Source organism: Salmonella sp. SJTUF15591 (assembly GCF_043356435.1).
GTDB classification, from domain to species: domain Bacteria; phylum Pseudomonadota; class Gammaproteobacteria; order Enterobacterales; family Enterobacteriaceae; genus Salmonella; species Salmonella enterica.
The window spans coordinates 132,339-149,334 of record NZ_JBEUJO010000009.1 but is presented as its reverse complement, the minus strand read 5'-3'; the positions used below and the strand labels follow the sequence as shown (position 1 = coordinate 149,334).

The following is a 16,996-nucleotide window of genomic DNA, read 5'->3' as shown; positions in this document are numbered from 1 at the left end:
AAATGTATGGATCGCATTATTCAGTCACCAGGTAAGTATATTCAGGGTGCAAACGTCATCGCGCGTCTTGGCGATTATTTAAAACCAATGGCGAACAACTGGCTGGTTGTGGGCGATAAATTCGTGCTGGGATTTGCCGAAGAGACTCTGCGCAAAAGCCTGACGGATGCCGGTTTGTCAGTAGAAATCGCCCCGTTTGGCGGCGAATGTTCGCAAAATGAGATCGACAGGCTGCGCGCCGTCGCCGAAAAAAGTCAGTGTGGCGCCGTACTGGGTATCGGCGGCGGTAAAACGCTGGATACCGCCAAAGCGCTGGCGCACTTTATGAACGTCCCGGTCGCTATCGCGCCGACCATCGCCTCTACCGACGCACCGTGCAGCGCGCTCTCGGTTATTTATACCGATGCCGGTGAGTTTGACCGTTATCTGTTGCTGCCGCATAACCCGAATATGGTCATTGTCGATACGCAGATAGTGGCGGGCGCGCCGGCGCGTCTGCTGGCAGCCGGTATCGGCGATGCGCTGGCGACCTGGTTTGAAGCGCGCGCCTGCTCACGCAGCGGCGCCACCACAATGGCGGGCGGCAAGTGTACACAGGCCGCGCTGGCGCTGGCGGAGCTATGCTATAACACGCTGATCGAAGAAGGCGAAAAAGCCATGTTGGCCGCCGAACAGCACGTCGTCACGCCAGCGCTGGAACGCGTCATCGAAGCCAACACCTACCTGAGCGGGGTCGGTTTTGAAAGCGGCGGTCTGGCCGCAGCGCACGCGATTCATAACGGTTTAACGGCGATTCCTGATGCGCACCACTATTATCACGGTGAGAAGGTCGCTTTCGGTACGCTGACGCAACTGGTGCTGGAAAACGCGCCGGTCGAAGAAATCGAAACCGTTGCGGCGCTGTGCCATTCCGTTGGCCTGCCGATTACGCTGGCGCAACTGGATATTAAACAGGATATCCCGGCCAAAATGCGCACCGTCGCGGAAGCCTCCTGCGCAGAAGGTGAAACTATTCATAACATGCCTGGCGGCGCAACGCCGGATGAAGTGTACGCCGCGCTGCTGGTCGCCGACCAGTACGGTCAACGCTTCTTGCAGGAATGGGAATAAGGTCTGAGCAATACTCCTGACGATAGTCAGGAGTATTTCAGCTTGCTGACCCAACAGAATTCAGTTGCCGAATATCGACACAGGCACCTTATCTGGCCTTGTTATCCAATCATCCAGGCCGGGTAAGCGAAGCGCCATCATCAGGTATTCCATAGCCTGGAATCAGTCCATTTTGTCCTGAAATAGACTTTTTTATCACGCACCATTCTCTCCGCGGAAAGTCAAATGACGTACTGACACACTTCACGGACGAAGAAGATGAAATTCGCACAGGCACTTATAGGTATTCTTGCTGCTTTTTTTATTAGCCATATCTCTCATCATTCGCCACGCTCTGATACCAGACCAATAACCGTTCAGGCGCAAACTAATGCTGCAATCGCCCAAAGTGCCGGGACGCAAATAGGTAAGACGCTATTTTATGATGCTGCCTATGTTCGTCTGGATTATCCGAATGGCGATCTTCCGCTGGAGCGTGGAGTATGTGCAGATGTCGTCATCCGCGCGCTGCGCAGTCAGCAGGTTGATTTACAGAAACGGGTACATGAAGACATGCAGGCGCATTTCTCTGCCTATCCGAATAACTGGAAGCTGAAACGCCCGGACAGCAATATCGACCATCGCCGCGTTCCGAATCTGGAAACCTGGTTCCAGCGTCAAAACAAAGCTTTGCCAGTGACAGATAAATATAGCGATTATCAACCGGGAGATATTGTCTCCTGGCGACTGGATAACGGCCTTGCGCATATTGGCGTGGTATCCCTGAACGTCACGCCTGAAGGGGTGCCGCTGGTTGTGCATAACATAGGCGCGGGAGCACAGGAGGAAGATGTATTATTTAACTGGAAAGTCACGGGGCATTTTCGTTATTTTTCGCATTAAACGAGGAAAACGTCAGCGACTACCGAATAGCAGCCGCTGACGAATTAACCTGTCAGATTATTGCAGATCGAAACGGTCCAGGTTCATCACTTTCACCCATGCCGCGACGAAGTCCTTCACAAACTTCTCGTGCGCATCGCTACACGCGTAAACTTCCGCCAGCGCGCGCAGTACGGAGTTGGAACCAAACACCAGATCGGCGCGGGTCGCCGTGTATTTTACCTCGCCAGTCAGACGATCCCGGCCTTCGAACAGCTCATTAGCGTCGTCGGTGGGCTTCCACTCGTAACGCATATCCAGCAGATTAGCGAAGAAGTCAGTGCTGAGCACGCCCGGTCTGTCGGTAAAGACACCGTTCTGGCTGCCGTCAAAGTTGGTTCCCAGCACACGCATCCCGCCAACCAGTACCGTCATTTCCGGCGCGGTCAACGTTAACTGCTGCGCTTTATCAATCAACAGCGATTCGGTCGTCGACACATCCAGACGCGCACGATAGTTACGGAATCCATCGGCAATCGGTTCAAGCAGCGAGAACATCTCGATGTCGGTCTGATCCTGACGCGCATCCACCCGGCCCGGCGCAAAAGGTACGCTGATGCTGACACCCGCAGCAGCGGCCGCCTGCTCGATACCGACCACGCCCGCCAGCACAATAATATCGGCCAGCGAAGCTTTATTCGTCGTTTTCTGGATCTCTTCTAATACCGGCAGAACACGAGCCGCAACGGCGTTGACATCCCAGTCGCGCTGAGGCGCTAATGCCAGACGCGCGCCGTTAGCGCCGCCACGCTTATCGCCGCCGCGGAAAGTAGACGCGGATGCCCAGGCAACCGAAACCATCTCGCTAATAGAAAGCCCGGATGCAGCGATCGCCGCTTTCAGGTTGATAATGTCTTCCTGCGTTGGCTGGTAGAGCGGTTGCGGCAACGGGTCCTGCCAGATCAGATCTTCTTTCGGCACTTCCGGTCCGATGTAACGCGCTTTTGGTCCCATATCTCTGTGCGTCAGTTTGAACCAGGCACGAGCAAAGGCTTCATTAAAGGCCTGCGGATCGTTAAGGAAACGACGGGAAATCTTCTCGAACTCCGGATCAAAACGCAGCGTCAGGTCGGTGACCAGCATGGTTGGCTTACGTTTTTTCGACGGATCGAACGGGTCCGGGATGATGTCCGGCGCGTCTACCGCTTCAAACTGGATAGCGCCAGCCGGACTACGGGTTTGTACCCACTCATATTTGAACAGGTTCTCGAAGAAATAGTTGCTCCACTGGGTCGGCGTCTGCGTCCAGACCACTTCCAGCCCGGAGGTGATAGCATCCGCGCCAACGCCGCTACCATAGCTGCTGGCCCAACCTAAGCCCTGCGCTTCAATCGGCGCGGCTTCCGGATCGGCCCCTACATGGGATGCCGCTGCCGCGCCGTGGGTTTTACCGAGGGTATGCCCGCCAGCGATCAACGCCACGGTTTCTTCGTCGTTCATCCCCATATTGCCAAAGGTAGCGCGAATAGCGGCGGCGGCAGAAAGTGGTTCGCCGCTGTGATCCGGCCCTTCCGGGTTAACGTAGATAAGGCCCATCTCGGTCGCGCCCAGCGGCGCTTTTGCCAGCGCTTCAGGGTGTCGGTGAGTCAACCAGGCTTTTTCATCGCCCCAGTTCACATCCAGATCCGGCTCCCAGACATCTTCACGCCCGGCGCCGAAACCGAAGGTACGGAAGCCGGAGTTTTCCAGCGCCACGTTACCCGCCAGAATAAACAGGTCAGCCCAGGAAATTTTCTGGCCATATTTCTGCTTAATCGGCCACAACAAACGACGCGCCTTATCCAGGCTGACGTTATCCGGCCAGGAGTTAAGCGGCGCAAAACGCTGTTGACCACGACCCGCGCCGCCACGACCATCAATAGAACGGTAGGTGCCAGCGCCATGCCAGGCCATACGAATAAACAAACCGACATAGCTGCCCCAGTCGGCGGGCCACCACGGTTGTGAATCGGTCAGCAGCGCCTTGAGATCCCCTTTCAGGGCGGAGTAGTCTAACTTGCTAAACTCTTTGCGGTAGTCAAAGTCTTCACCCAGCGGGTTAGAACGGTTGGAATGTTGATTCAAAAGATCCACGCGAAGCTGGTTCGGCCACCAGTCGCGGCTGGCTGTCCCTGCGCCTGCGCTTCGGTCATGCCCCCCCTGATGGAAAGGACATTTTCCAGTGGATAACGTGTTATGGGTATCGTCGGTCGTGCTCATATCTCAGCTCCCTTTTAAAGTGTTACCGTTACGATATACACCAGGAGCAAATAGATATAGTTGAATTAATCCACAGATTCGATAGCTAATACCTTTTATATTTTTAGTTACAGAGATGTAGATCAATATGAGTTGTAATAAAGCTCCCGGCAGGGAGCTGGAGGTTATAAACCCGGTCTTACGCCCAACGTGTGGCAAATGGCATAACTCATTTCCGCACGATTCAACGTGTAGAAGTGGAAATCCTTCACTCCTTCACGGCTTAAAATTTTCACCATGTCCATCGCAATGTTAGCGCCCACCAGCTTGCGGGTTTCTGCGTCATCATCCAGCCCCTCAAACATCAGCGACATCCAGGACGGAATGCGGACATTGGTCATATCGGCAAATTTTTTCGCCTGTTTAAAGTTAGACACCGGTAAAATGCCGGGAATAATTTCTACGTCGATACCGGCGGAAACACAGCGGTCACGAAAACGCAGGTAGCTTTCCACATCGAAGAAAAATTGGGTTATCGCGCGGTTAGCGCCAGCATCCACTTTACGCTTCAGATTAAGCAGATCGGCCTGCGCGCTTTTCGCTTCCGGATGTACCTCCGGATAGGCCGCTACTGAAATATCGAAATCGGCCACCTCTTTGAGCAAACCAACCAGATCGGCGGCGTACATCTCCGGCTTACCGCTGCCCGGCGGCAAATCACCGCGCAAAGCGACAATGTGGCGGATACCGTTATTCCAGTAGTCGCGGGCGATGGTGCGCAGTTCATCGCGCGTGGCGTCAATACAGGTAAGGTGCGGCGCGGCCTCAAGCCCAGTACGCTCTTTAATGCCTTTAATAACGCTATGAGTGCGGTCGCGTTCCCCGGAGTTGGCGCCATACGTTACCGAAACAAACTTCGGTTTCAGACTGCTCAGGCGATCGATGGAGTTCCACAGGGTTTGCTCCATTTCACTGGTGCGCGGCGGGAAAAATTCAAACGAAACGTTAATCTGACCCTGTACTTCCGCCAGGCTCTGATTCAGGGCTTCCCGCTGGTTGGCGTGAAAAAAGCTCATACCTTACCTCATCAATCGCATGTTATTATTTGTTGTGTTGTAAACATCTATCCGTTTAGACGTCCAGATGTAAAAATGACGGAAAAGCGGAAGGACGTCAACTGAAAAATCACGCCAAAGAATGAGGAATATTCAGCAAAGTTGAATTTTCTTCATGTCACGCCGCGACACTGAACGCGCCGCGGCAGGGGAAATTACTTCTTCACATCCGCAACGCGTATCCCTTTGAGCTGCTCATCCGTGATGGTGTTGCCCGCCTTAAAGTAATCAACTATCGCATTCGACACATAGTAGCCGCCAGAGGTATTCCGCGCCTGGCCTTCCGTGAATGCCGCGAAACCATCGCCGCCGTCGGCAAGGAAGCTGTTGGTGGCAATGTGATAAACCGTAGCATCGTCAATCGGCTTGCCATTGAGCGTCAGCACGGTAACCCGCTGGCCGACAGGTTTGCTGCTGTCATACTTCATCTCCAGCCCTTTAGACACCTGCAATACGCCGTTGCTTAATCCAGCGCCATGCTCCATCAGGCTGCGCAATTGTTTACCGGTTAAATCCATCGTGACCAGTTCATTAGGGAACGGGAAGGTACTGATTACCGCACCCATCGTCACCGCGCCAGCCGGGATTTCGTTGCGGATACCACCAGAGTTAGTAAGCGCTAACTGGGTGTCTTTCCCCGCCGTAAAAAGCAGCGCATCCGCCGCCAGATTCCCCAGCGACGACGATTCGCCATACGCGCGGGTCAGCTCAACCGGCGATTGCGCCACCGTCTGCTGCACGACTTTATCGAGCTTTTTGTTCCAGCCGTCGATCACCTGTTTCGTTTGCGGATCTGGCTTCCACTCATCAGCAAAAATGGTCTTCAGCTCGAAGTTCTTCACGGTAAACTGATGCGGCTTTTCCTGGTAGTCCAGCACCAGTTTGCCGACATCAATGCCGCCGCTGTCCGTTGAGAGGATCAGCGTATTGCCGACTTTAATCGGTTCCGGCGTACCGACATGCGCGTGGCCGGTAATCAAAATATCCAGCCCTTTTACCTGACTTGCGGTCTGAATATCTTTATCCAGCGCGCGTCGCACATCGGTATTCCCCATGCTGGACTGGCGGGCCGGGGTGCCTTCGTGGATCAGCGCGACGGTCAGATCGACTTTACCTTTAAGTTCATCAATGTAACGTTGCAGCCACTTAATTTCATCGCGTGCCTCAATGCCCACGCGCGTCGCGGCAGAAACCGTATCATTAAAAGCAAATACGCCGTGTAAGCCGATTACGCCAATCTTGACGCCATCTTTTTCAACAATGGTGTACGGCTTATCCCAGAAGGATTTACTGCTGTCCTCATAAAAAATATTGCCCTGCACGATAGGGAATTTCGCCCGGCTCAGTTGCAACAATGTATTGTCCCAGCCATGATCGAACTCATGATTACCGATAGTGGCAGCGTCATACTGCATGGTATTCAAAATATCGATAATCGCTTTACCCTTCGTCAGGCTGCTGATATACGGTCCGGTAAAGTAATCTCCGGCATCAAAAAACCACGTCGCCTTATTTTTGGCTTTTTCCTGCTTCACCAGCGTAGTGATATTGGCCCAACCGCCAATATCGCGTTTACCGTCAGCAATCCACGGCACTTTATAAGGCTCCACATGGGCGTGTAGATCGTTGGTGTAAATAATGGTGACATCTTTAGCGCAGGCCCAGAACGGCAGCGTGAACAAAATACCGGCAGCAAGCAGTTTTACTTTCATAAATAAGTCCCTTTCAGTCATATAAAGATTCGCTACGTTACGTTCTGAAAGGTTTTTTTATGTGAGAGTCCTCACACCCGCGTACCGTTTTATGAAGGCAGAATCAACGACCTGCCAAAATCGTTGGTAAAATGTATGCCGCCTCTGTTCACCATTAATGCCTGCAAAAGCGCTGGTTGTCGCAATCTTGGGCTGCCTGACTCGCCGGATTATGTGTGGCCGGACTATCGCCTGGGTTATCCGGCATTGCATTGTCGAGCCTGCGGCAGTTATCCGCCGCTCTTCAACGAGGGGGAATTTCGCCGCTGGGCGTCTGCTTATATCGCGCAATATGCCAAAGAGCATGGTTACTTTTGCCCCGATTGCTATCAAAAAACATGGATTCGTTACGGACGTAATCCCGGCGGAACGCAGCGACTTCAGTGCCAGTACTGTAAGAAGGTCTGGACGCCAAAACAGCACGCGCTGAATGCCGCCGAAACGCCGGAACAGATTTGCAGTATTCCGCTGCTCGTACCGTTTCAGGGAGCGAATGCCTTCCAACAATTGTACTTTTTATTCAGTTTTGACGCTGTTCGCGGCAATGTTCTTCACCTTTCCAGCAATTTCACGTTACTTTCTGCCGGAAAGAGTTTGCATTACCACTGGAAAGGAATTGCGCCGCCCGAGGGTGAGGATGGCGATATTATTCACCGTATCGCCATTAAAGAACGGCAATTTTTACAGCGCAGTCAGTTCGATGAGATTCAGTATGGCCCGGCGGCGCTTAAACGTAACGCGCAAGGAACAATACTTCGCCCGGTCATTACGGCGCATGGTCATTTTCGAGTGCTGAAAAACCGCTTTCCTGATGTCACGACACACATCATTGCCCATGAGTGTTTTTTGCGCGGCGCGGTCATTACGGCATGGGCGGAGCGGTTTCGCCAGCGTCTCTCCTCGCTGTGGTTCGTTGAGGAAGAGATAAACGATGACGATTGCCGCGCAGAGTGGCAACTGTTAGGCAAAACATGGCAGGGATGGTGGCAAAATCAGTGGCAACTCTGGGGGCAAGGTCACAACCGCAAAATGGTCTGTTCGTTAACTGGTTCCCACTTAGAACAAGGTGTCGCCGTTAATCTGGCGGCCAGTCGCCGCTTTGTTACCTGGCTATGGCAACAACCTGAATTCCAGCAAAGCGCCCACTATTCCGCCAAACGCGTCACGCAAATTCTGTATTTGCTGACGGAAAAATATAACTCACAATGGAATCACATTTAACCCAATGATGTAATGCCACGCATAAAAAATCACAGATTATCATTCAGAAGGCGCTACAGATTTAATCACCTCACATCCTGCTTTTATACGCTGAAAAAGAATAGAACTATTTGATAAAATGGCCCTTCGTTTTAAGTTAAAATCGGCTATAAACGTTATTCACATAATCAATATTTATTATCAATTTAAATAGTTCTATACATTCTTATTTTCTATGGAAAACAAGGGATAAATATGGAAATTACTTTACCGTCAATGTCAGATAAAAAATGGACCTGCGCCGATCTCCTGAGTAGCTATCGATTCTGGGGGATCACTTTTTTCTTTTTGGTGCTCTCTTTTATCAGTTCGCTGGGATCGTCGTATGGTGTTTATTTTTGGAGTAAATCACTGTCTATTCCAGCCGATCGTATTGGTGTTATTCTCGTTTGCGGCCAACTGGGATACCTCCTGGGTATGGTTGCCAGCTGGTTTGTCTGCCGTATAAAAAATTGTTACCCCTTCTACTTTGTTGCGCTCCTGTTAATCATTGGCGTGGTCTGTTCCTTCTGCATAAATGGCCCGTCTGACGTAGTCAGGCTTATCATAGCGCAGTTTTTAATTAATCTGGGTATGGGGATCGTAACGCTGTTAGTCCCCATGCTGCTTTTCAGCGCTATCGGCAGTGCTCAGACATTTGTTATTTTATTTAGCCTCTGCTTACTGTTCAAATTTATCATCGCTGGCTATCTGTCTATATTTATATACTCAATTCCTTATATAGGAATAATCGTAATTACTTTAGCGGTTATCGCGCTTTTGCTACTATTACCGCTCAAAAAAGAACTTTTCTATATTGCACCGCCCAAAAGGTTCTCATCAACCCAGCGACCTGAGTGCGCAGAACCCCTTGTCGTCGCATTATTGGCCTTTTTCATTCCATTTTATATTATTTATTGGTTCTTCAGAATTCACCGGGAAATGCAATTTGTGGCGCCTTCGCCCCGACTCATGACCGCATGTGGCGCGGGATGGCTGTCAGCCATTATGCCGTTTGGCACAGCCATATTGTGTCTGACGCTTAGCGACGAAATCCGCGCTCTGCTGGCGAATAAAAACGAAGATGGCGGAATACGAACCGGCTGGACACTATTCTGGGCGTTACTGCTGCCACCCGTCGGCGCGGCGATTATCCAGGCAAAAATGAACCGTTTTATTACTGCTAATACCGCGGATACTGCTGACAGAGGATAAACATGGAAGGTTTTGAGTTATTTCCAAAAATTAAAGGCGCGATCAAATGGATGGCCGAGCACAGTGACTCGGTAATTCATTTTGGCTGGAATGTTGTTGCCGCCATCATTCTACTTTTCATCGGTAAGTTAATAGCTCGCTTACTATCGAGGGGGCTGGAAAAATTACTTCTCAGGCGGCAAGTGGATGCCACTATTGTCCACTTTTTCTCCGCGCTGGTTCGCTACATCACGATAGCTTTCACGGCAGTAGCCGCTCTTGGCCGTATCGGTATAGAAACCTCCTCAATTATTGCCGTTATCGGCGCGGCGGGTTTAGCCATTGGTCTGGCGCTGCAAGGGTCACTTTCCAACTTTGCCGCAGGCGTACTGCTTGTCTCCCTGCGCCCTTTCCGCGCCGGGGAAATTGTACAAATTGCCCTGGTTATCGGCACAGTAGAAAAGGTTCATATTTTCTCCACCACTCTGCTCACTGCGGATAGCAAAGAAGTTGTCATCCCGAATGGTAAAATTATTGCTGATAATATTATCAACTATTCACGACACCCCTATCGACGTATTGATCTGATTATTGGCGTGGATTACCAAAGCCGTATTGCTGACGTAAAAAGCGTGATACATCGTATTATTGAACAAGATCATCGCATTGATAAAACCCGCGATATTACGGTCCGCCTGGGCGAACTTGCGCCCTCTAGCCTGAATTTCTATGTTCGCGTATGGGTGCCCAACGCTCAGTACTGGAGTACTTACTACGATCTTCTGGAAAATATCAAGGAAGCAATGGATGAAAACGGCATCAATATTCCTTACCCCCGGATGGATGTCCGGGTTGAGAATGTAAAAAGCATCACGCCATAATGTTTCGTCAGCAATCGGATAGCGCTTCGTATATCAGTATCTACAGAATGACTGCATAACGTATTGATGAGGGAGCGAAGCGCAACCCGGCGCTTCGCTCACGAACTTGCCTTTATTACAGCAACTGCGCCAGGCGGTTGATATCCGACTGAATCGCCCCGGCGGTCACATCGCGACCCGCGCCCGGCCCACGGATCACCAGCGGGTTATCGCGATACCAGCGGCTTTCAATAGCAAAGACATTATCGCACGGCAGCAGCGCCGCCAGCGGATGTTCCGGACGCACCGCTTCAACGCCGACGCGCGCTTTGCCATTGGCGTCGAAACGCGCCACGTAACGCAACACCAGCCCCAGTTCGCGGGCTGCCTCCAGACGCTGCACCATCTGTTCATTCAGCGCGTCGCCGTTTTCGAAAAAGTGATCGATAGACCCTTCTTCACAATGCGCCGGCACCAACGATTCTACACGCACCTGATCCGGCTCGATGTCGTATCCCGCCTCGCGCGCCAGAATCACCAGCTTACGCATGACATCTTTTCCGGAAAGATCGACGCGCGGATCGGGTTCGGTCAGCCCCTGCTGCCAGGCCTGATCCACCAGATCGGTGAACGGCACCGTACCGTCAAATTGCAGGAACAGCCAGGATAGCGTCCCGGAGAAGATCCCGCTGATCGAGAGAATCGTATCGCCGCTGTCAATCAGATCCCGCACCGTGTGGTTGATCGGCAACCCCGCGCCCACGGTGGCGTTATACAGCCAGTAACGCCCGGTTTTTTCAAACGCGTCATGAATCTGGCGATACTTATCGCTGGCGCTTGCGCCCGCCAGTTTATTGGCGCTAATCACATGAAAACCGTGGCTGGCGAAATCCAGATACTGATCGGCCAGTTGCTCGCTTGCTGTCACATCCAGCACCACTAAATCATCATACGGATGCGCACGCATCCACAGGAATAGCGACTCTTCGTCCTGCTCAACGGCTTCATCATCAAAGAATGCCAGCGCGCGGCTGGCGTCCAGCCCTTCATAATTCAGCAGGCTACGGCGGCTATCTACCACGCCCGCCAGCACAAATTCAAAACCAGTACGCGCGGAAAGCGTGCTTTGTTCACGGGCAAACAGTTCCAGCCAACGGGAGCCGATGTTCCCCTTACCGAACAGCATCAGGCCAATGCGTTTTTCGGCGCGGAAAACCGACTGATGCAGCCCCTGAATCAGGCTCTCAGTTGGGCCGGTACGCAGCACCGCCACCAGACTGATGCCCTCCTCCGACTGCCAGGTAAATTCCACTGGCTGACCTTTAAGCTGCTGCCAGAAGCGATGGCAGTGTAGCGGATTGCGAGTAACGCCCGCACCGACCATCGCCACCAGCGCCAGCCCCTGCCGCAGGCGCAATTCGCCCGGCAGCCCGACATCGTCGAGGAGTTTCAGTACGCTATCCGCTACCTCGGCGGTATAGCAGAACTGCAATAGCTGGCGATCGCGATGCACGCCCACTGCCAGCGGACGCGCCTGCGCCCGTTTTAAAATGTGGTCGAGCTCTTTATGCGCCAGCCTGAAATCCTGGCTGGCGGGCACCTGAAACTCAATCAGACAGATATCATCGTGACTGGTCACGATACGCGCGCCCGTCCCGGAAGCCAGCACTCGTTCAATTCGGGTTGACCCTTGATCCGGCGTGTAGCTACAGCGCAACTGCAAATCGATATCGCTGCCGGACACTGGCTGTAGCGTGCGGGCGTGCAGAACAGGCGCCGCCAGACGCGCCAGCTCGCTGGCTTCGTCCAGACGCAGCAACGGCAGCAGGCAGGCATCTTTCACTTTGCGCGGGTCGGCGCTATAAACGCCCGCGACATCGCTCCAGATGGTCACGCGGGAAACGCCCGCCAGCGCGCCGATTTGCGTGGCGGAATAGTCGGAACCGTTCCGGCCTAACAGGACCGTTTCGCCGTCGTGATTGCGGCTGATAAACCCGGTCACGACCAGACGTTTGCCAGGATGCTGCGCCAGTAGCTGTTGCAATAAAGGATAAGATAGCCCTTCATCAACCTGCGGCTGTGCGGCGCGTTCGGCGCGTAAAAATGCGCGCGCGTCCAGCCAGGCGGCATCCAGCCCCTGCTGATTCAGGACGGCGGACATCAATCTCGCCGACCAAATTTCGCCGTGTCCGACGATCTCAGCATAGACGGCATCCGTTACGCCGCCGTCGAGCAAGGCGGCAAGACGTTCCAGATCGCTGATAAAAGCGCTGGTTAAGTCATCTGCCGCGTCGGCGGGAAGCAGCCCGCTAATCAGATCGCACTGGTAGCGGCGTAACGTCTGTAATACCTGATGCGCAGAAAGGCGATCGGTCTGGCTTAACTTGAGCCAGCTAATCAACTGGTTGGTGGTACTGCCTGCGGCGGACACTACCATCATATCGTCAGGCTGCGAATACTCCGCCATAATGCCTGCGACACGCAGGTAACACTTCACATCCGCCAGACTACTGCCGCCAAATTTATGCAGTTGACGACCTTTCGCCCCTGCCTGCGCAATCACACTCATGTTTACCCCTTGTTTGCAGCCCGGAAGCCATTTTCCAGGTCGGCAATTAAATCTTCGCCATCTTCAATACCGGTGGAGATACGCAGTAGCGTTTCGGAGATCCCGGCGGCGGCACGCGCCTGCGGCGACATACCGGCATGCGTCATGGTGGCGGCGTGAGAGATCAAACTTTCCACTCCCCCTAAAGATTCCGCCAGCGTAAACAAAGACAGCCCGCCCAGAAAACGACGCAGCGTCTCCTCATCCCCATCCAGTTCAAAACTCAACATTGCTCCAAAGCCTTTTTGCTGACGCGCGGCAATCTCATGCCCCTGATTTTCCGGCAGCGACGGATGATACAGCTTTTTCACCAACGGCTGGGTTTGCAGGTAATCCACAATCGCCTGCGCGTTACGCTGCGCCAGCTCCATACGCGGCACCAGAGTTCGCAAACCGCGCAGCAGCAGATAACTATCAAACGCCCCGCCAGTCACGCCAATATTATTCGCCCACCACGCCAGTTCAGTGACCATTTCCGGATCCTTAGCAATCACCACGCCGGCCACGACATCCGAATGACCATTGAGATATTTCGTGCATGAATGCAACACCAGATCGGCACCCAACGCCAGCGGATTTTGCAGCGCCGGGCTTAAAAACGTGTTATCAACGACGCTCACTGCGCCCGCCTCGCGCGCCAGCCGACAGATTTTCGCAATATCCACCACGCGTAACAATGGATTACTTGGACTTTCTACCAGTACCAGCTTCGGTTTTTCTTCCAGCGCCGCCTGTAAGGCGCGTTCATCGCCCTGATCGACAAACCGCACACGATAACAGCCGCGTGTCGCCAGACTGTCAAACAGACGATAACTGCCGCCGTAGCAATCATGCGGCGCGACCAGCAGATCGCCCGGCTTGAGGAAAACGGTGGTGACCAGATGAATCGCCGACATGCCGGTATTCGTCAATACCGCGCCCGCGCCGCCTTCCAGTTCCGCTAATGCGCGCTGAACAACATCACGCGTGGGATTACCGCGGCGGGAATAATCATGCGCGCGCGGCTCATTGAAACCGGTAAAGTTATAGGTACTGGAGAGATGGATTGGCGGCACAACGCAGCCGTATTGTTCGTCATCGTTTAATCCGCTACGCACTGCGATAGTGGCCTGTTTACGCGTCATATGAAGATATTCCTGGCTGAGTCGGTGAAAGTCAGGCCACAGATTAACCACTACCACAATAGACGTCAATACATCTGGACATCTAAACTTCTTTGCGTATAGATTGAGCAAACCGCAAATAGCCGTTAAAATTATATGCATTAGCGCACATCTGCGACCGCTAACTTCGTGTCAGGGCCGCGCCACTACGGTAAACTACGCGCGATTATGGTCCGGGCTCAGGTTCAGACCTCAATATTAATGACGAAGAGGATTAAGTATCTCATGGCTGAATGGAGCGGCGAATATATCAGCCCATACGCTGAGCACGGTAAGAAGAGTGAGCAAGTCAAAAAAATTACGGTTTCCATTCCTCTGAAGGTGTTAAAAATCCTCACCGATGAACGTACGCGTCGTCAGGTGAACAACCTGCGCCACGCCACCAACAGCGAGCTGTTGTGTGAAGCATTTCTGCACGCCTTTACCGGGCAACCCTTGCCGGATGATGCCGATCTGCGAAAAGAGCGCAGCGATGAAATCCCGGAAGCGGCAAAAGAGATCATGCGTGAGATGGGGATTGACCCGGAAACGTGGGAATACTGATAGCAAAGCATGCGGTCAGAACGCCTCTGGCCGCGCTTTTTTAACGATTCCCCCTGTACACGGCTATCTCCGACATTTTTCTAAACGTTCATCTTCCCGAATAGCCCTCGGTGGATAAATTTGTCAGACATGATAAGTTTCTCTTCTTTATTTTCCTGAAAAAAATTCCCGACATGCCATAACCGATATAATTTTATTATATTTAAACTTCCAATCTTTATTTAAAGTTTCACGTAGCAAAGCGTACATGAATAATAATACACCGCCATATATTTACTGAACAAATAGTATAACGATGAGTATTGTTAAAAAGACCATGGACACCTCATATTTGTGACCAACATCATTATTCCCCTCCGCGGATTGTTTTACTTTTTTAAATGTTTTTTCATCTCCGATAAATAAGAAGGTTAATATACATTCATTTTATCGATAATATCGAATGGGGAAATAAATATGTTATTTACAAGGAAAGTCTTACCTGTATTATGCTGCCTGTGTTTGAGCGGCAGCGTTTTGGCCTCAGGCGTTTTAGACCCAAACAGGCCAATGGTCGCATCAGCAGATGTCATTCCAGTACATGAAGGGCCATTAGGTATGGTCGATGTCGCTCCCTACGGCGGCGTTTTCCCATTAACAGCAATCATTAATAAAGCCAATCATAATGTACAGGACGTGAAGGTTACCGTTTTAGGGAAAGGGGAAAAAGGCATCCCGATCAGTTATGATGTCGGCCCGCAGGCTATAAATACCCATGACGGCATACCTGTATTTGGCTTGTATCCAGATTATGTCAATAAGGTTAAAGTTGACTGGACTGAAGAAGGTAAAAAACAAACTTATACGTGGTCCATTTACGCCGCACCGGTATCATTACCCTCTACTACCGGGCAAACTGCCGTTCTTCCTACGGTAGAACCGGTTAAAGTCGATAGCTCGCTTAAAAATCGCTTATATCTTTTTAACCATATAACAGGGATGCCAAGAGCCGGCCACATTATGCATGTCGCAGGCGGCGCGGCGAACTGGGATTATACCGGTATCAACTGGATTAGCGATACGAATGGCGATGTTCGCGGCTATATGAATATTGATAAATTCCGTAACCAGGATGATATAACGCGCTTTGGTTCCATGATGAGCTTCCATCAGGTTAACGATGGCAATCTTATTTTTGGCCAGGGTCAACGTTACTTTAAATATGATTTCTTAGGCCGCGTTATTTCCGATAAACGACTGCCAAAAGGATTTATTGATTTTTCGCACGCCATTACCGAAACGCCGAAAGGCACCTACCTGCTGCGTGTCGCAAAAGAAAATTATCCATTAAATGGTAAATACACCATCAATACGGTGCGTGATCATATTCTTGAAGTTGACCAGAACGGCGATACCGTCGATTACTGGGATCTGCCAAAAATCCTCGACCCCTATCGTGACGACGTTATTCTGGCGATGGATCAGGGAGCGGTATGTTTGAGCGTCGATGCCGAACATTCCGGTCAGGTCATGACCAAAGAGCAGCTTGCAAAACAACCCTTCGGCGATATCGCGGGTTCCGGCCCGGGCCGCAACTGGGCGCATGTTAACTCCGTCAGCTACGATCCTCGCGACGACAGCATTATCATTAGCTCGCGCCACCAGTCTGCCATCATCAAAATTGGTCGCGATAAAAAAGTGAAATGGATACTTTCCGATCCATCCGGCTGGAAAGGCGAACTGGCGAAAAAAGTGCTGAAACCCGTAGACAGCAACGGTAAACCACTAACCTGCGAAGCGCACCACTGCGACGGTGGATTTGACTGGACATGGACACAACATACCGGTTGGTTAGTGCCATCCAAAAGCACCGGAGGTAAAACCGTCGTGACCGCCTTTGATAACGGCGATGCGCGCGGTATGGAACAACCGGCCATGCCGTCAATGAAATATTCCCGCGGCGTGGAATATCAGATTGACGAAAAAAATATGACGGTTTCCCAAATGTGGGAATATGGTAAAGAGCGCGGTTTTGACTGGTACAGCGCTATTACTTCCGTCACGGAATATCGCCCGGAAACCAAAACGATGTTCATGTACTCGGCTACAGCGGGAATGAGCGGTACAAAACCGATCGTTTCCGTTCTGGATGAAGTCAAAGACGGTACTCAGGATGTGATGCTGGAGCTAAAAGTACACAGTAACCGTGCCGGTATGCTGGGTTATCGGGCGCTGATTATCGATCCAGAGCAGATGTTTAAAAAATAAAGCGAGATAGTAAAAGTAAAACAGGCGGAAGCTAACTTCCGCCTGAATGGTTAAAACGTATTGTAGT

General features: G+C 51.8%; 12 protein-coding genes. 7 read left to right on the top strand and 5 right to left on the bottom strand.

Annotated elements, in window-relative coordinates; translation table 11 throughout:
• The first annotated feature begins 6 nt into the window (after positions 1–6).
• Together ABVM99_RS19635 and ABVM99_RS19630 are read left to right on the top strand one after the other, a co-directional pair.
• Positions 7–1,110, top strand: a complete 1,104-nt coding sequence (locus ABVM99_RS19635; protein ID WP_000374031.1) for a glycerol dehydrogenase — start codon at positions 7–9, stop codon at positions 1,108–1,110.
• Between the two features lie 258 nt (positions 1,111–1,368).
• Positions 1,369–1,992 carry a DUF1287 domain-containing protein gene (locus tag ABVM99_RS19630; RefSeq protein WP_000666689.1) on the top strand — a complete coding sequence of 208 codons (624 nt, stop codon included), beginning with the start codon at positions 1,369–1,371 and terminating at the stop codon, positions 1,990–1,992.
• 57 nt (positions 1,993–2,049) lie between these two features.
• On the opposite strand, the gene katG is transcribed toward ABVM99_RS19630, so the two are convergent.
• From katG to ABVM99_RS19615, 3 genes are all read right to left on the bottom strand, one after another.
• Positions 2,050–4,230, bottom strand: a complete 2,181-nt coding sequence (gene katG / locus ABVM99_RS19625; protein ID WP_000108103.1) for a catalase/peroxidase HPI — start codon at positions 4,228–4,230, stop codon at positions 2,050–2,052.
• A 164-nt stretch (positions 4,231–4,394) separates the two neighbouring features.
• Positions 4,395–5,285 (bottom strand): methylenetetrahydrofolate reductase, encoded by an 891-nt coding sequence (gene metF / locus ABVM99_RS19620; RefSeq protein ID WP_000007507.1) that lies wholly within the window; start codon positions 5,283–5,285, stop codon positions 4,395–4,397.
• A gap of 194 nt (positions 5,286–5,479) precedes the next feature.
• On the bottom strand, positions 5,480–7,036 hold the full coding sequence (locus ABVM99_RS19615; RefSeq protein WP_023195941.1) for a bifunctional UDP-sugar hydrolase/5'-nucleotidase: 1,557 nt from the start codon (positions 7,034–7,036) through the stop codon (positions 5,480–5,482).
• A 135-nt stretch (positions 7,037–7,171) separates the two neighbouring features.
• Between ABVM99_RS19615 and ABVM99_RS19610 the strand changes: the two genes are divergently transcribed.
• From ABVM99_RS19610 to mscS, 3 genes are all read left to right on the top strand, one after another.
• Positions 7,172–8,296 (top strand): hypothetical protein, encoded by a 1,125-nt coding sequence (locus tag ABVM99_RS19610; protein ID WP_023195942.1) that lies wholly within the window; start codon positions 7,172–7,174, stop codon positions 8,294–8,296.
• A 234-nt stretch (positions 8,297–8,530) separates the two neighbouring features.
• Positions 8,531–9,529, top strand: a complete 999-nt coding sequence (locus ABVM99_RS19605; RefSeq protein WP_023195943.1) for a hypothetical protein — start codon at positions 8,531–8,533, stop codon at positions 9,527–9,529.
• 2 nt (positions 9,530–9,531) lie between these two features.
• On the top strand, positions 9,532–10,389 hold the full coding sequence (mscS, locus tag ABVM99_RS19600; RefSeq protein WP_023195944.1) for a small-conductance mechanosensitive channel MscS: 858 nt from the start codon (positions 9,532–9,534) through the stop codon (positions 10,387–10,389).
• A gap of 115 nt (positions 10,390–10,504) precedes the next feature.
• On the opposite strand, the gene ABVM99_RS19595 is transcribed toward mscS, so the two are convergent.
• Positions 10,505–12,937: a bifunctional aspartate kinase/homoserine dehydrogenase II gene (locus tag ABVM99_RS19595; protein ID WP_000110805.1), complete on the bottom strand. Its 2,433-nt coding sequence runs from the start codon at positions 12,935–12,937 to the stop codon at positions 10,505–10,507.
• A 2-nt stretch (positions 12,938–12,939) separates the two neighbouring features.
• Entirely contained in the window at positions 12,940–14,100 is a 1,161-nt protein-coding gene (gene metB / locus ABVM99_RS19590) for a cystathionine gamma-synthase (RefSeq protein ID WP_000197211.1), read from the bottom strand.
• 264 nt (positions 14,101–14,364) lie between these two features.
• Between metB and metJ the strand changes: the two genes are divergently transcribed.
• Positions 14,365–14,682 carry a met regulon transcriptional regulator MetJ gene (gene metJ / locus ABVM99_RS19585; RefSeq protein WP_000852811.1) on the top strand — a complete coding sequence of 106 codons (318 nt, stop codon included), beginning with the start codon at positions 14,365–14,367 and terminating at the stop codon, positions 14,680–14,682.
• A gap of 456 nt (positions 14,683–15,138) precedes the next feature.
• A complete protein-coding gene (locus ABVM99_RS19580) occupies positions 15,139–16,929 on the top strand; it encodes an aryl-sulfate sulfotransferase (protein ID WP_000899639.1) in 1,791 nt (596 codons plus the stop codon).
• The last annotated feature ends 67 nt before the right edge of the window (positions 16,930–16,996 follow it).

Coding starts and splice junctions, on each gene's coding strand:
- ABVM99_RS19635 (WP_000374031.1), top strand. CDS start 7: ATGGATCGCATTATTCAGTCACCAGGTAAGTATATTCAGGGTGCAAAC.
- ABVM99_RS19630 (WP_000666689.1), top strand. CDS start 1,369: ATGAAATTCGCACAGGCACTTATAGGTATTCTTGCTGCTTTTTTTATT.
- katG (WP_000108103.1), bottom strand. CDS start 4,230: ATGAGCACGACCGACGATACCCATAACACGTTATCCACTGGAAAATGT.
- metF (WP_000007507.1), bottom strand. CDS start 5,285: ATGAGCTTTTTTCACGCCAACCAGCGGGAAGCCCTGAATCAGAGCCTG.
- ABVM99_RS19615 (WP_023195941.1), bottom strand. CDS start 7,036: ATGAAAGTAAAACTGCTTGCTGCCGGTATTTTGTTCACGCTGCCGTTC.
- ABVM99_RS19610 (WP_023195942.1), top strand. CDS start 7,172: ATGCCGCCTCTGTTCACCATTAATGCCTGCAAAAGCGCTGGTTGTCGC.
- ABVM99_RS19605 (WP_023195943.1), top strand. CDS start 8,531: ATGGAAATTACTTTACCGTCAATGTCAGATAAAAAATGGACCTGCGCC.
- mscS (WP_023195944.1), top strand. CDS start 9,532: ATGGAAGGTTTTGAGTTATTTCCAAAAATTAAAGGCGCGATCAAATGG.
- ABVM99_RS19595 (WP_000110805.1), bottom strand. CDS start 12,937: ATGAGTGTGATTGCGCAGGCAGGGGCGAAAGGTCGTCAACTGCATAAA.
- metB (WP_000197211.1), bottom strand. CDS start 14,100: ATGACGCGTAAACAGGCCACTATCGCAGTGCGTAGCGGATTAAACGAT.
- metJ (WP_000852811.1), top strand. CDS start 14,365: ATGGCTGAATGGAGCGGCGAATATATCAGCCCATACGCTGAGCACGGT.
- ABVM99_RS19580 (WP_000899639.1), top strand. CDS start 15,139: ATGTTATTTACAAGGAAAGTCTTACCTGTATTATGCTGCCTGTGTTTG.